General features: G+C 59.4%; 16 protein-coding genes (1 of these 16 only partly in view). 7 read left to right on the top strand and 9 right to left on the bottom strand.

Annotated elements, in window-relative coordinates; genetic code table 11:
- Positions 1–6: 6 nt before the first annotated feature.
- From trpD to ACY4LX_RS30515, 3 genes are all read left to right on the top strand, one after another.
- Positions 7–1,056 (top strand): anthranilate phosphoribosyltransferase, encoded by a 1,050-nt coding sequence (gene trpD / locus ACY4LX_RS30525; RefSeq protein WP_149659553.1) that lies wholly within the window; start codon positions 7–9, stop codon positions 1,054–1,056.
- Entirely contained in the window at positions 1,053–1,889 is an 837-nt protein-coding gene (gene trpC, locus ACY4LX_RS30520; RefSeq protein WP_149659552.1) for an indole-3-glycerol phosphate synthase TrpC, read from the top strand. The genes trpD and trpC overlap by 4 nt, the downstream gene beginning before the upstream one ends.
- 66 nt (positions 1,890–1,955) lie before the next feature.
- On the top strand, positions 1,956–2,657 hold the full coding sequence (locus ACY4LX_RS30515) for a lipoate--protein ligase family protein (protein WP_463258624.1): 702 nt from the start codon (positions 1,956–1,958) through the stop codon (positions 2,655–2,657).
- Here the strand turns inward: ACY4LX_RS30515 and crp are convergent.
- Positions 2,654–3,298 (bottom strand): cAMP-activated global transcriptional regulator CRP, encoded by a 645-nt coding sequence (crp, locus tag ACY4LX_RS30510; protein ID WP_149659550.1) that lies wholly within the window; start codon positions 3,296–3,298, stop codon positions 2,654–2,656. The two genes, ACY4LX_RS30515 and crp, sit on opposite strands and share 4 nt — an antisense overlap.
- 235 nt (positions 3,299–3,533) lie before the next feature.
- On the opposite strand from crp, the gene ACY4LX_RS30505 reads away from it, so the two are divergent.
- Both ACY4LX_RS30505 and speD read left to right on the top strand, forming a co-directional pair.
- Entirely contained in the window at positions 3,534–3,956 is a 423-nt protein-coding gene (locus tag ACY4LX_RS30505) for an OsmC family protein (protein ID WP_424480796.1), read from the top strand.
- A 239-nt stretch (positions 3,957–4,195) separates the two neighbouring features.
- The gene (gene speD, locus ACY4LX_RS30500; protein WP_149659549.1) at positions 4,196–4,990 is read left to right on the top strand and encodes an adenosylmethionine decarboxylase; all 795 of its coding nucleotides are present in this window, start codon (positions 4,196–4,198) and stop codon (positions 4,988–4,990) included.
- Positions 4,991–5,056: 66 nt separating this feature from the next.
- Here the strand turns inward: speD and coq7 are convergent, their stop codons facing one another.
- The 6 genes from coq7 to hemJ form a co-directional block, all read right to left on the bottom strand.
- Complete coding sequence (gene coq7, locus ACY4LX_RS30495) at positions 5,057–5,704, bottom strand: 2-polyprenyl-3-methyl-6-methoxy-1,4-benzoquinone monooxygenase (protein ID WP_123410512.1); 648 nt, start codon at positions 5,702–5,704, stop codon at positions 5,057–5,059.
- Between the two features lie 191 nt (positions 5,705–5,895).
- The gene (locus ACY4LX_RS30490) at positions 5,896–6,234 is read right to left on the bottom strand and encodes a histidine triad nucleotide-binding protein (RefSeq protein WP_149659548.1); all 339 of its coding nucleotides are present in this window, start codon (positions 6,232–6,234) and stop codon (positions 5,896–5,898) included.
- Positions 6,235–6,314: 80 nt separating this feature from the next.
- Positions 6,315–7,103 (bottom strand): SDR family NAD(P)-dependent oxidoreductase, encoded by a 789-nt coding sequence (locus ACY4LX_RS30485; RefSeq protein WP_149659547.1) that lies wholly within the window; start codon positions 7,101–7,103, stop codon positions 6,315–6,317.
- 62 nt (positions 7,104–7,165) lie between these two features.
- Positions 7,166–8,152, bottom strand: coding sequence for a DUF805 domain-containing protein (locus tag ACY4LX_RS30480; protein ID WP_463258623.1), 987 nt, complete (start codon positions 8,150–8,152; stop codon positions 7,166–7,168).
- Between the two features lie 92 nt (positions 8,153–8,244).
- Positions 8,245–9,213, bottom strand: coding sequence for an NAD(P)H-dependent flavin oxidoreductase (locus ACY4LX_RS30475; protein ID WP_149659545.1), 969 nt, complete (start codon positions 9,211–9,213; stop codon positions 8,245–8,247).
- A gap of 33 nt (positions 9,214–9,246) precedes the next feature.
- Positions 9,247–9,675 carry a protoporphyrinogen oxidase HemJ gene (gene hemJ / locus ACY4LX_RS30470; RefSeq protein WP_149659544.1) on the bottom strand — a complete coding sequence of 143 codons (429 nt, stop codon included), beginning with the start codon at positions 9,673–9,675 and terminating at the stop codon, positions 9,247–9,249.
- 135 nt (positions 9,676–9,810) lie between these two features.
- Between hemJ and argC the strand changes: the two genes are divergently transcribed.
- On the top strand, positions 9,811–10,845 hold the full coding sequence (gene argC / locus ACY4LX_RS30465) for an N-acetyl-gamma-glutamyl-phosphate reductase (protein ID WP_123512992.1): 1,035 nt from the start codon (positions 9,811–9,813) through the stop codon (positions 10,843–10,845).
- 155 nt (positions 10,846–11,000) lie between these two features.
- Positions 11,001–11,351, top strand: coding sequence for an iron-sulfur cluster insertion protein ErpA (gene erpA / locus ACY4LX_RS30460; protein WP_007947969.1), 351 nt, complete (start codon positions 11,001–11,003; stop codon positions 11,349–11,351).
- 67 nt (positions 11,352–11,418) lie between these two features.
- Here the strand turns inward: erpA and ACY4LX_RS30455 are convergent, their stop codons facing one another.
- Positions 11,419–12,510: an anhydro-N-acetylmuramic acid kinase gene (locus tag ACY4LX_RS30455; RefSeq protein WP_149659542.1), complete on the bottom strand. Its 1,092-nt coding sequence runs from the start codon at positions 12,508–12,510 to the stop codon at positions 11,419–11,421.
- A 2-nt stretch (positions 12,511–12,512) separates the two neighbouring features.
- Positions 12,513–13,597: the 3' portion of a peptidoglycan DD-metalloendopeptidase family protein gene (locus ACY4LX_RS30450; RefSeq protein WP_348132850.1), read on the bottom strand. The gene runs 334 nt beyond the window's last position; the window shows 1,085 of its 1,419 coding nt (coding positions 335–1,419); its start codon lies beyond the right edge, outside the window; it ends in the stop codon at positions 12,513–12,515.

Below are 13,597 nucleotides of genomic sequence, written 5' to 3'. Positions count from 1 at the left end.
CTTTTCATGAACATCAAGACAGCCCTGGGCCGTATCGTCGATCACCTCGACCTCAGCACCGATGAAATGCGCGATGTCATGCGTGAAATCATGACCGGGCAATGCTCGGACGCGCAGATCGGCGCGTTCATGATGGCCATGCGCATGAAGAGCGAAAGCATCGACGAAATCGTCGGTGCGGTATCGGTCATGCGTGAGCTGGCGGACAAAGTCGAACTCAAGACCCTCGACGGCGTGGTCGATGTGGTCGGCACCGGCGGTGACGGCGCCAATATCTTCAACGTCTCGACCGCGTCTTCCTTCGTGGTTGCAGCGGCTGGTTGCACGGTGGCCAAGCACGGTAACCGTGCCGTCTCGGGCAAAAGCGGCAGCGCTGACTTGCTGGAAGCCGCCGGGATCTATTTGAACCTGACGCCAATTCAGGTCGCGCGCTGTATCGATAACGTCGGCATCGGTTTCATGTTCGCCCAGACGCACCACAGTGCCATGAAGTACGCCGCCGGTCCGCGCAAGGACCTTGGCCTGCGTACCCTGTTCAACATGCTCGGCCCGCTTACGAATCCGGCCGGCGTGAAGCATCAGGTGGTGGGCGTGTTCAACCCGGCGCTGTGCCGGCCATTGGCCGAAGTCTTGCAGCGTCTGGGCAGCAAACATGTGCTGGTGGTGCATTCGAAGGATGGCCTGGACGAATTCAGCCTCGCAGCGCCGACGTTCGTCGCGGAGCTGAAGAACGATCAGATCACCGAGTATTGGGTCGAGCCGGAAGACCTGGGCATGAAGAGCCAGAGCCTGCACGGCCTGGCGGTGGACAGCCCGGCCGCTTCCCTCGAACTGATCCGCGATGCCCTGGGCAAACGCAAGACCGAGAACGGCCAGAAAGCCGCCGAGATGATCGTGCTCAATGCCGGTGCCGCACTGTATGCCGCTGACCACGCAACAAGTTTGAAAGAGGGCGTTGCCCTGGCGCACGACGCGCTGCACACCGGCCTCGCTCGGGAAAAACTCGAGGAGTTGGGTGCGTTTACCGCGGTATTTCGAGTGGAGAATGAGGGATGAGTGTACCGACGGTTCTGGAAAACATTCTGGCCCGCAAGGTCCAGGAAGTTGCCGAGCGTAGCGCCCGTGTCAGCCTGGCCGAGCTGGAAAGCCTGGCCAAGGCTGCCGATGCCCCCCGTGGTTTTGCCCGGGCACTGATCGCCCAGGCCAAGCTCAAGCAGCCGGCGGTGATTGCTGAAATCAAAAAGGCCTCGCCGAGCAAAGGCGTGATCCGCGAGAACTTCGTGCCGGCCGACATCGCCAAGAGCTACGAGAAGGGCGGCGCCACGTGCCTCTCCGTGCTCACCGATATTGATTTTTTCCAGGGTGCCGATGCCTATCTGCAACAAGCGCGCGCCGCGTGCAAGCTGCCGGTGATCCGCAAGGACTTCATGATCGATCCTTACCAGATCGTTGAAGCCCGTGCCCTCGGCGCCGACTGCGTGCTGTTGATCGTCTCCGCTCTGGACGACGTGAAAATGGCCGAACTGGCGGCGGTGGCCAAGAGCGTCGGCCTCGATGTGCTGGTGGAAGTCCACGATGGCAACGAGCTGGAGCGGGCCTTGAAAACCCTCGACACGCCGTTGGTCGGCGTGAACAACCGCAACCTGCACACCTTCGACGTGAATCTGGAAACCACCCTCGACCTGTTGCCGCGCATCCCCCGTGATCGCCTGGTGATTACCGAGAGCGGCATTTTCAATCGCGCCGATGTCGAGCTGATGGAAATCAGCGACGTGTATGCGTTCCTGGTTGGCGAAGCGTTCATGCGCGCCGAAAGCCCGGGCACCGAGCTGCAACGTTTGTTCTTTCCAGAGCGCGGTACTGCGGTCAGCGGTTCTACACTCGACTGAACCTGATTCAATGAAGAAGCCGGCGATGCCGGCTTTTTTATAGCCCCGACAAAGGATTTTGCTGCCATGACCCAGCCCGTTGCCCTGACTGTCGAAGCCGGCCTGCTTGCCGAGCAGGATCTGTTGGCGCATGTGTGCACCGGCGATTCAGAGTTTGGCCTGCTGTTTTGGCAGCCAAGCGATCGAGCGCTGGTCATGCCGCGCCGGTTGAATCGCCTTCCGGGTTTCGACGCCGCGTGCAAGGTGTCGGCGGCGGCGGGCTGGCCGGTGCTGCTGCGAGAAACCGGCGGTGAACCGGTGCCGCAATCGGCCGCAACGATCAACATTGCCCTGGTCTATGCAGCACCGCGCAGCGAAGGTGACCAAAACCGCATCGAAACCGCTTACCGCCGACTCTGCAACCCGATGTGTCAGCTGCTGGATGAGTTGGGCGGCGTCTCGTCATTGGGGGAGGTCGACGGCGCCTTCTGTGATGGCCGCTTCAACGTCAACCTCGACGGGCGCAAGATGGTCGGCACCGCCCAGCGCTGGCGTCAGAGCAAGGGTGGAACGCGTCCGGTAGGCTTGGTGCACGGGGCGTTGTTGCTGGATAACGAACGAGAATCGATGGTCGCGGCGGTCAACCGCTTCAATGAAGCGTGCGGCCTGGAACAGCGGGTTCGTGCCGAAAGCCACATCGCCTTGCATGAAAAGTTCGCTGCGCCTGATGCGCTGGAGCGCCTCCATGCGCTGTACCGCCAGTTGCTGGCAGAGATGTTCGAGGCTTAACGCGTGCCGAAGACCACCATGGTCTTGCCTTTGACATCCACCAGGTTGCGTTCCTCAAGATCCTTGAGCACGCGACCGACCATCTCCCGGGAACACCCGACAATCCGCCCGATTTCCTGACGGGTCACCTTGATCTGCATGCCGTCCGGGTGGGTCATGGCGTCTGGCTGCTTGCACAGTTCCAGCAGGCAGCGGGCGACACGGCCGGTCACATCGAAGAAGGCCAGGTCGCCGACCTTGCGCGTGGTATTGCGTAGGCGCTGTGCGATTTGTCCGCTCAGTACGTAAAGAATGTCTGGATCTTGCTGGGACAGTTCGCGGAACTTCGCGTAGCTGATTTCCGCGACTTCGCATTCGACCTTGGCGCGTACCCAGGCACTGCGTTGCTGTTCCATGCCGGCCTGTTCAAACAGCCCGAGCTCGCCGAAAAAGTCCCCGGCGTTCAGGTAGGAGATGATCATCTCGCGGCCGTCATCGTCCTCGATCAGGATGGTGACCGAGCCCTTGATGATGAAGAACAGCGTGTCCGAACGATCGCCGGCACAGATGATGTTGCTCTTGGCCGCATAACGATGGCGCTGGCAGTGCATCAACAGCTTGTCGAGGTTCTTGATTTTGGGTGTTGGGGTAATAGCAACCATGGTTGTATCCCGAAAAGACTGCACGGTGTGGTTGGTTTTTTTATGAATTGCTGATGACGACGCTGCAGGGTTGGCTAAGCGCCAGCGAATTGGCGCCAGCTTAACAGACACATTCCTTCAGGATTCGAGAATTTACGTGGGAGATTGGCACGTCCGTCCTAGTAAGGCGAGGCGCTGTCATTGCGAGACCCTGTGCTAAGCTGGCGACCCTTTTTTATACAGTGGAGTCTTGGCGATGAAGGCACGCATCCAATGGGCTGGCGAAGCCATGTTCCTCGGCGAATCCGGCAGTGGTCATGTCGTGGTCATGGACGGCCCGCCAGACGCCGGTGGTCGCAACCTGGGTGTACGCCCGATGGAAATGCTCCTGCTGGGTGTCGGCGGTTGCAGCAATTTCGATGTGGTCAGCATTCTCAAGAAGTCCCGGCAGGCCATCGAAAGCTGCGAAGCCTTCCTCGAAGCCGAACGCGCGACCGAAGATCCCAAGGTGTTCACCAAGATCCACATGCACTTCGTGGTCAAGGGCCGGGGCCTGAAAGAAGCCCAGGTCAAACGCGCTATCGAACTGTCCGCCGAGAAGTATTGCTCGGCCTCGATCATGCTCGGCGCGGCTGGCGTGGCGATTACCCACGACTACGAGATCATCGAACTCGGTTGATTCGACATTCAACTATCATAAAAGCAGTGCAAACTCTGGCGATCCATAGCTGACGTCTGCATAATGCGCCACTTTTTTCAGGGTCGTGGCCCGTCAACCGACAGGCCGCTGATCCGAACAGACAACCAAAATCGCCATCGCGAAGAGGTGTTAACCGTCCTACGCAGCTGCGTTGTTCGCATCTGACGGGCATGCTTGATCACGCGGCCCGGGCCGCAATACATAGAGAGTTTTTAACGGTGAAAAGCAGACTCAAGCTCCACGGGTTCAATAACCTGACTAAGACCTTGAGCTTCAACATCTATGACATCTGCTACGCGGAAACCCCGCAAGACCAGCAGGCTTACGTCGAGTACATCAATGAAGAGTACAACGCGAAGCGCCTGACGCAGATCCTCACAGAAGTTGTCGATATCATTGGTGCCAACATCCTGAACATCGCCAGTCAGGATTACGATCCACAGGGCGCCAGCGTCACGATTCTGATCTCTGAAGAGCCGGTCACCCCGACCGACAGCCAGATCGAAGAGTCCCCGGGCCCGTTGCCCGAGATTATCCTGGCCCACCTCGACAAGAGCCACATTACGGTGCACACCTACCCGGAAATCCATCCGGTGGACGGTATCGCGACATTCCGTGTGGACATTGACGTGTCGACCTGTGGTGTCATTTCACCGCTTAAAGCGCTCAACTTCCTGATTCACCAGTTCGATTCGGACATCGTGACCGTGGATTATCGCGTGCGCGGATTCACCCGTGACGTTGAAGGCAAAAAGCACTTCATCGACCACGAGATCAATTCGATCCAGAACTACCTCTCCGAAGACACCCGCGACAGTTACCAGATGACTGACGTGAACGTGTACCAGGAAAACCTGTTCCACACCAAAATGCTGTTGAAGAACTTCGAACTGGACGATTACCTGTTCGGCGACGCGACCAACAGCCTGTCCTCTGAGCAACGTGCCCAGGTGACTGAACGTGTGAAACACGAAATGCTGGAAATCTTCTACGCGCGCAACATGCCGAGCTAAGATTTTCGAGTACAAAAAAAGGCGACTACCTCGGGGTAGTCGCCTTTTTTATGGGTTTCGCAGGGATCAAATCCGATACGTACTCTTGGTCATCACCTTGGCCAACAAACTCATTCCGAACTTCACCGGCGCCGGGAAGCGGAATCCGCCAGCGTCCAGCGCGCTCTCCGCATGATGTTCTTCATCAATGCGCATCTGCTCAAGAATCGCCCGGGATTTTTCATCCTCGGCCGGCAACTGTTCAAGATGTTCATTCAAGTGCTTGCACACCTGATGCTCGGTAGCCGCCACAAACCCCAGGCTGACCTTGTCGCTGATCAAGCCGGCGACAGCGCCAATCCCGAACGACATGCCATAAAACAGCGGATTGAGAATGCTGGTGTGACTGCCCAATTGGTGGATACGTTGTTCGCACCACACCAGGTGATCGATTTCTTCTTCGGCAGCATGTTCCATCGCGGCGCGCACGTGCGGCAGCTTGGCGGTCAGGGCCTGGCCCTGGTACAGCGCCTGGGCGCAGACTTCGCCGGTATGGTTGATGCGCATCAGGCCGGCCACGTGCCGGGTGTCTTCATCGCTCATTTGCGTTTCGGGCTGCACGATGGCTGGCGACGGACGGTACGGCTGACCACTGAACGGCAGCAGGGTACGCATCGCGGCATCGGCTTGCAGCAGAAGGCGGTCAATCGGCGAGTAGTGACGCTGGGTAGTCATGCTGACCTCCGGGGGGGAATCTCGGCGGCCAGTTTAACCGAATCGGCCGGGGAAGGTTTGCGCTGGGTCATTGCAGCACCGCGACCTGTAGGAGCAAGGCTTGCCCGCGAAAGGGGCGACGCGGTCATTCAGATAGACCGCGTTATCGTTCTTCGCGGGCAAGCCTCGCTCCTACAAGGGAAGGTGTTGAATCAGCCCGGCGGCCAGGTCATCTGGCGCTGACCGAGCACATGCATATGAATGTGGTAGACAGTCTGCCCACCGTCTTCATTGCAGTTCATGACCACGCGGAAACCTTTTTCACAGCCCAGCTCCAGCGCCAGGCGTTGGGCGGTGAACAGGATATGCCCGGCCAATGCCTTGTCCTCTTCGGTCAGGTCATTGAGGGTGCGCACCGCTTTTTTCGGGATGACCAGAAAATGCACCGGTGCCTGTGGGGCGATGTCGTGGAAGGCCAGTACCTGGTCGTCCTCGTAGATGATCCTGGCCGGGATTTCCCGGTTGATGATCTTGGTGAACAGAGTATCCACAGCTGTTTTCTCCGTTGTTTGGGCTGGCCTGAGTGTACCCATGGGGTGGGCGCGAGCCCAGCTTATTACCTTCAAGGGTTTCAGCGCGGGCAGTAAGCCTTGTTGACCATACCGGCGATTGTCCGGGTCAGCCATCGCGAACCGAATCGCGGCAGGACGGCGAACCAGCGATTAAGTCGGCCAGGAATAATGATGGCGCGATTTTTGGCCAGGGCCCGCACGGTATACAGCGCCACTTCTTCGGGGCTCATCAGCAGTCTACTGTCGGTGACTTTGACGGTGTCCAGTTGCGCCGTGTGGAAAAACGCCGTGCGCGTGGGACCTGGGCACAGCACTGACACCTTGACCGCACATTTCTTCAGCTCGACGCGCAAGCCTTCGGAAAAGTGCAGCACGTACGCTTTGCTCGCGTAGTAAGTGCTCATCCACGGGCCGGGGTGGAACGCCGCCACCGAGGCGACATTCAGAATCTGCCCGCCGCCCTGCAACGCCATGCTGTTACCGATGGCGTGACACAGGCGGGTGAGGGCGAGGATGTTCACCTCGATCAAGTCCTGCTCGGTCATCCAGTCCTGGGCCAGGAATGGGCCGCACGTACCGATACCGGCGCAGTTGACCAGCAGATCGATCTGGCGATCACCTTCTTCCAGTTCCAGCAGGAACCCAGACAGCCTCAAGGGCTCGCCCAGATCGCAGGCGCGGAATAGCACTTCCACGCCAAAACGCTGAGTCAGTTCAATCGCAATGCTTTCCAGCTGATCACGCTGTCGGGCCACCAGAATCAGGCTGCGGCCACGGCGGGCCAGCGCTTCGGCCATCGCCAGGCCGATACCGCTGGAAGCGCCAGTGATCAGAGCGTAACGGGTCATGCAGTTCTCCATCGCAACAGCTCCGCGCCGGCGACGCAGGTGTCACGGGCGGGGAGCGCTGTTCATTCTTTCGCAGAGTCTACAGGGGCCGGGGCTTCTTCGGCCTCTTCGGCTTCATCGTCTGCGGAATCGGGTGCTTGCACGGCCTCGTCAGCTGGCTCGGCTTCGACCTCGTCAGTGGTTACCGAGCCACTGTCGTAGCTGGTTTGCGCCGCAGTTTCGTACTCTTGCTGGACAGCTGCGAAACCGCCGGCCAGTGCGCCAACGAACATGATCGCGATAAAGGCCACCCAGAGCGAAGCCAGCACCTTGACCGCCGTAGAGTTCGGCGGAGGCGGTGGACCGTATTGGTTGGCAATGTTGCTGCCGGGCACCGCCATGATCACGAACGGGAAGAAACTGCCCAGGAGCGGCACAAGGTTCAGCAGCCAGAGCCAGCCGGACCAACCGATGTCGTGCAGGCGCTGGACGCTGATCTGAATACTGACGACCGCGAGGACGAAGCACAGGATGACCGCTATCAGGCCGCCAATAATCAAGCCTGCGGTGGAATCGGCACTGATGATCGCGATGGCCAGTAGGGCCGCTACGGAACCTACGGCCAGCATGACCAGCGTCAGGGCCATCGTCCACGCCAGATAGCGCAAGCGGCCGATGCGGCCTTCGACGCCGAAGGGCTTGAGCGTGGAAAACGCCGGCAGGCTTTCGCCGACAGCGGCTCGGGGCGGCGCGTAAGGGGAGGAGGGCTCGGCGAAAACTGGTGGGCTGCTGGCGGGCACATGCTCGTGAGCATCGGCCAGATTGAGCTCTATCGACGGTTCGCTTTCGATTCGGGCATCGATACCGGTTTTCGTCAGCGCCTGCAGGTAGGTTTGCGCGTCGATCTGCGACAAGCCTTGCTTGAGCGTGACCGTCTTGCCGGTGAACAGCCGTTCAACGGCAGCCACTTCGCTTTTATACAGCTCGGCGAGATTAAACTTGGCGGTAGTGACATCAACACCTGGCAGCAGAGCGCCGTCGAAAACAATCTTGAAACGGTTGTCGCTCATTGCGAGGCATCCTTGTCGCGAGAAATTAAGTTAGGAAACGTTACAGGTGTGGAGTGTAAAGCCAGCCGGGTGGGCTGGCCAAAATTTTCATCTCAGCGCGGCCAGCGTTTTGGCAGTTGTGCCGCCAGCTCCAGCGCCTTGCGGTATTCCGCGTCCAGCCGTGCGACCAATTGATCGACACTCGGCAGGTCATCGATTTCCCCTACACCCTGCCCGGCAGACCACACGGTTTTCCAGGCTTTGGCTTCATCGCTGATGGGCTTGAGCTTGGAACCGAAGTTCACTTCACCCTTGCCCTGCAAGGCGGCCATGTCGAAGCCGGCGGCCTCCAGGCTCTGACGCATGAAACTCGCCGGTACACCCGACACCGCTGGAGTATGAACAATGTCCGCCGCTCTGGATGTCAGCAACATCTCCTTGTAGGCGTCAGGCGCGTGACTTTCAGTGGTGCCGATAAATCGCGTGCCGAAGTAGGCCAAATCCGCACCGAGCAATTGTGCGGCGAGAATCTCGTGGCCATGGTTCAGGCAGCCGGCCAGCAGCAGGGTCTTGTCAAAGAACTGGCGAATCTCGGCAATCAGCGAAAACGGGCTCCAGGTTCCGGCGTGTCCGCCGGCTCCCGCCGCCACCGCGATCAAACCGTCGACACCCGCCTCGGCGGCTTTCTCCGCGTGACGGCGCGTCGTCACGTCGTGAAACACCAAGCCGCCATAGCTGTGCACAGCATCGACCAGTTCTTTCACGGCACCGAGGCTGGTGATCACGATCGGCACCTTGTGCTCGATGCAGATATCCAGATCCGCTTGCAGGCGCGGGTTGCTGTTGTGGACGATCAGGTTCACCGCGTACGGCGCCGGGTTTTCCAGTGTCGCCAAGCCTGCTTCGATTTCTTCCAACCAGGCCTTGAAGCCGCTGCTCTCGCGCTGGTTCAGCGCAGGAAAACTGCCCACTACGCCATTTCGGCAGCAGGCCAGCACCAGCTGAGGATTGGAGATCAGGAACATCGGCGCGGCCACTACCGGCAGGCGCAGACGTTGTTCGAGCAGAGCGGGCAGCGACATTGGAAGTACCCCGATAGATGTTTGCTTATTGGATTAGAACGGTCGAACGACGACCAGAATTACGATAGCCAGCAATATCAGAACCGGCACTTCATTGAACCAGCGATAAAAGACATGGCTGCGGGTGTTTTCGCCACGGGCAAAACGTTTTACCTGGGCGCCGCACATGTGGTGGTAGCCGATCAGGATCACCACGAGGGTCAACTTGGCGTGGATCCAGGCGCCCTGGCTGAAGATGCTCGGGTTGAGGTAGATCAGGGCAAGGCCGAAGACCAGGGTGGCGATCATCGCCGGGCCCATGATGCCCCGATACAACTTGCGCTCCATGAGGCTGAAGCGTTCCTTGCTGACGGTGTCTTCGCTTTGCGCGTGATAGACGAACAGTCGCGGCAGGTAAAACAGGCCGGCAAACCAGCAGACCATGCTGACGATGTGAAGCGCTTTGAGCCACAGATAAAGCATTTTTAGTTATTCCCAGGTTCACGGTAGCCCGGATAGTAGAGGCTTGAGCGTCCGCACGTCACCTTGCCGGTTGTCGCAGGACGATACGGGCCCTATTATCGACGGCTTTCCAGTGGGTTCGTTGAGGGCAGGTTTATGGTCAAGGTCGGTATCGTCGGCGGCACGGGTTACACCGGTGTCGAACTGCTGCGTCTGTTGGCACAGCATCCGCAAGCTGAGGTGGTAGTGATCACTTCCCGATCCGAGGCCGGTCTGGCCGTGGCTGATATGTACCCGAACCTGCGAGGCCACTACGACGGCCTGGCGTTCAGCGTTCCGGACATCAAGACCCTGGGCGCCTGCGATGTGGTGTTCTTCGCCACGCCGCACGGTGTTGCCCATGCCCTGGCCGGTGAGTTGCTGGCCGCCGGCACCAAGGTCATCGATCTGTCGGCGGATTTCCGTCTGCAAGACGCTGATGAATGGGCCAAGTGGTACGGCCAGCCGCACGGTGCGCCGGAGTTGCTGGAAGAGGCGGTCTATGGCCTGCCGGAAGTCAATCGCGAGCAGATCAAGCAAGCGCGCCTGATCGCCGTGCCGGGTTGCTATCCAACCGCAACCCAGTTGGGTTTCCTGCCATTGCTCGAAGCCGGTCTGGCGGACACTTCCCGTTTGATCGCTGACTGCAAGTCGGGTGTCAGCGGTGCCGGTCGGGGCGCAGCGGTAGGTTCCTTGTACTCCGAGACGTCGGAAAGCATGAAGGCTTACGCGGTCAAAGGGCACCGTCACCTGCCGGAAATTCGCCAGGGTCTGCGTCGCGCATCGGGCAAGGACGTCGGCCTGACTTTCGTTCCGCACCTGACGCCGATGATTCGCGGCATTCACTCGACGCTGTACGCGACCGTCGTCGATCGTTCAGTGGATCTGCAGGCGCTGTTTGAAAAGCGTTATGCCAACGAACCGTTCGTCGATGTGATGCCGGCCGGCAGCCATCCGGAAACGCGCAGCGTGCGCGGTGCCAACGTTTGCCGTATCGCCGTGCATCGTCCACAGGATGGTGACCTGGTGGTGGTGTTGTCAGTGATCGATAACCTGGTCAAGGGCGCGTCGGGCCAGGCGGTGCAGAACCTGAACATCCTGTTCGGGCTGGATGAACGCTTGGGTCTGTCCCACGCGGGCATGCTGCCTTAAGCGCAGCCACAAGCTTCAAGTTGTAAGCCTTAAGCTTAAAGCTAACGACTTGAAGCTTGCCGCTGCTCCTTCTAATAGTTGACCAATTTTCTAGGAGAAGCGGATAATGCCCGTCATCACGCATTATGGCGGCGTAACGCCGGGAGATAGTTAGCATGAGCGTCGAATCCTTCACCCCCACGGCTTTGCAATTCACCCACGGTGCCGCGCACAAGGTGAAGAGCCTGGTCGATGAAGAGGGGAATGATCGCTTGAAGCTGCGCGTATTTGTTACGGGCGGTGGTTGTTCAGGTTTTCAGTACGGCTTCACCTTCGATGAAGAAGTGGCCGATGACGACACCATCGTCGAGCGCGAAGGTGTGAGTCTGGTCGTAGACCCGATGAGCTTCCAGTACCTGGCAGGTGCTGAGGTGGATTATCAGGAAGGTCTGGAAGGTTCGCGGTTCGTGATCAAGAATCCGAACGCCAGCACCACCTGTGGTTGCGGTTCTTCGTTCTCGATCTGATCGCGCATCACCGAATTACAAGGCGCCGCAGGGTTTCACAGCCCTGCGGCGTTTTGCTGTCTGGCCTTTAAGCAGGGTAGATGGCGCCGAGTACGCGCAAGCCGCGGGCACCGGTGACGCTTGGGCGGTTGGCGGCGATGCCTTCGAGGCAGCAATGGGCCAGCCAGGCGAAGGCCATGGCTTCGACCCAGTCCGGGTCGACACCGTAAGCGGCGGTGCTGCTGACTTTGGCATTCGGTAGCAGGCTCGCCAGGCGGGCCATCAGCGTAGCGTTGTGGGCGCCGCCGCCGCAGACCAGTAATTCACGGGTATCTGATTGGGCACTTTGCAGTGACTCAATAATGGTCAGGGCGGTCAGCTCGAGCAGGGTCGCCTGTACATCTTCAGGAGCGAAGGTGGGCAAGTGCGAGAGGTGCTGCGTCAGCCAAGGCAGGTTGAACACTTCGCGGCCGGTGCTCTTGGGGCCTTTGGTCACGAAAAATGGATCACTGAGTAGCTCGCTCAACAAGGTGGGTTCAACCTTGCCGCTGGCTGCCCATCGGCCGTCGCGATCGAAATTGTCGCCGCGTTGCTGGTGAATCCAGGCATCCAGCAGCACATTGCCCGGGCCGCAGTCGAAACCGGCTACGGGTTTGCCAGGCTCGATCAGGCTCAAGTTACTGAAACCGCCGACGTTCAATACTGCTCGGTTGCCTGGCTGTTCTTCAAACAAGGCTTCGTGAAAGGCTGGAACCAGTGGCGCGCCCTGGCCGCCTGCGGCGACGTCGCGACTGCGGAAATCACCGACCACGGTGATGCCAGTCAGCTCGGTCAGCAGGGCGGGGTTGCCGATTTGCACCGTGAACCCGCGTGCCGGTTCGTGGCGAATGGTCTGGCCGTGGCTGCCAATCGCGCGAATGTCTTCGGCTTTCAGGTTTTGTTGATCGAGGAGGGTGTGAATGCCCTGTGCTGCCAGATTCACCCAGTTCTGTTGGGCGATGGCGGAGCGGGCAATCTCGTCCGGGCCGCTGGCGCACAAGCCAAGCAGCTCGGCGCGCAGGGATTCAGGCATGGGGATGTAGTGCGTGGCGATCAGTTTGATCGCCGGGGTTTGCTCGATCAGCGCAATGTCCAGGCCATCAAGGCTGGTCCCGGACATCACGCCTATATAGAGCGCCATACTTAGCGTTTGCTCGACGCGAGCATGGTGGCCTTCTCTTGGTCCATCCGAGCCATCAATGGCTGGCTTTGCGCGAGGAAGCGCGAGCGCTCGCCTTTGGCAATCGGGTCAGCCATCGGCAGCTTCTGGCCCAGTGGATCGACATGCACGCCATTGACCTGGAATTCATAGTGCAAGTGCGGGCCGGTCGACAGGCCGGTGGTGCCGATGTAGCCGATCACCTGGCCTTGTTTGACGCTGCCGCCAGTCTGCACGCCTTTGGCGAAACCTTGCATGTGGCCGTACAACGTACGGTAGGTGTTGCCGTGCTGAATGATGATGGTGTTGCCGTAACCACCACGGCGGCCGGCCAGCAGAACTTTGCCGTCACCGGTTGCCTTGATCGGCGTACCGCGTGGTGCTGCGTAATCGACACCTTTGTGCGCGCGGATCTTGTTCAGGATCGGATGCTTGCGGCCCATGGAGAATTTCGAGCTGATGCGGGCGAAGTCTACCGGAGTACGGATGAATGCCTTGCGCATGCTGTTGCCGTCAGCCGTGTAATAGCTGCTGTTGCCTTGTTTGTTGGTGTAACGCACGGCGGTGTAGGTCTTGCCGCGGTTGGTGAAGCGTGCGGACAGGATCGGGCCAGTGCCGACAGTCTTGCCGTTGACGACTTTCTGTTCGTAGATCACATCGAATTCGTCGCCTTGGCGAATATCCTGGGCGAAGTCGACGTCGTAGCCAAACACACTGGCCATGTCCATGGTCAGGCTGTAGGACAGGCCGGCGCGAGCCGCGGACTGCGACAGCGAGCTGTTGATCACACCGTGAACGTAGGCGGAGCGTACGGTCGGTTTGGCGGTAATACGGTTGAACACATAACCCTTGTCGTTCTTGGTCAGGGTGATGCTTTCGAGGTCGCTGACTTTGCTGTGCAGGTTGGTCAACTGGCCTTCAGGGTTCAGTTCGAATTCGAGCTTCTGACCATGCTTGAGTTGGCTGAACTGTTTGGCTTGCTTGTCGCTGGCCAAAATTTCATGCACTGAGGCGGCGGGCAGGCCGACCTTTGCAAACAGGGTAGAGAGGGTGTCGCCTTTACCAACAA

It is taken from the genome of Pseudomonas sp. Emmai (assembly GCF_055179735.1).
This window is presented reverse-complemented; position numbering and strand designations above follow the sequence as displayed.

Bases quoted from the DNA above. Each gene is read 5' to 3' on its own strand.
- trpC (WP_149659552.1), top strand. From the start codon at position 1,053: ATGAGTGTACCGACGGTTCTGGAAAACATTCTGGCCCGCAAGGTCCAG.
- coq7 (WP_123410512.1), bottom strand. From the start codon at position 5,704: ATGACTACCCAGCGTCACTACTCGCCGATTGACCGCCTTCTGCTGCAA.
- trpD (WP_149659553.1), top strand. From the start codon at position 7: ATGAACATCAAGACAGCCCTGGGCCGTATCGTCGATCACCTCGACCTC.
- argC (WP_123512992.1), top strand. From the start codon at position 9,811: ATGGTCAAGGTCGGTATCGTCGGCGGCACGGGTTACACCGGTGTCGAA.
- ACY4LX_RS30475 (WP_149659545.1), bottom strand. From the start codon at position 9,213: ATGTCGCTGCCCGCTCTGCTCGAACAACGTCTGCGCCTGCCGGTAGTG.
- erpA (WP_007947969.1), top strand. From the start codon at position 11,001: ATGAGCGTCGAATCCTTCACCCCCACGGCTTTGCAATTCACCCACGGT.
- ACY4LX_RS30505 (WP_424480796.1), top strand. From the start codon at position 3,534: ATGAAGGCACGCATCCAATGGGCTGGCGAAGCCATGTTCCTCGGCGAA.
- crp (WP_149659550.1), bottom strand. From the start codon at position 3,298: ATGGTTGCTATTACCCCAACACCCAAAATCAAGAACCTCGACAAGCTG.
- ACY4LX_RS30480 (WP_463258623.1), bottom strand. From the start codon at position 8,152: ATGAGCGACAACCGTTTCAAGATTGTTTTCGACGGCGCTCTGCTGCCA.
- ACY4LX_RS30485 (WP_149659547.1), bottom strand. From the start codon at position 7,103: ATGACCCGTTACGCTCTGATCACTGGCGCTTCCAGCGGTATCGGCCTG.
- ACY4LX_RS30455 (WP_149659542.1), bottom strand. From the start codon at position 12,510: ATGGCGCTCTATATAGGCGTGATGTCCGGGACCAGCCTTGATGGCCTG.
- ACY4LX_RS30515 (WP_463258624.1), top strand. From the start codon at position 1,956: ATGACCCAGCCCGTTGCCCTGACTGTCGAAGCCGGCCTGCTTGCCGAG.
- hemJ (WP_149659544.1), bottom strand. From the start codon at position 9,675: ATGCTTTATCTGTGGCTCAAAGCGCTTCACATCGTCAGCATGGTCTGC.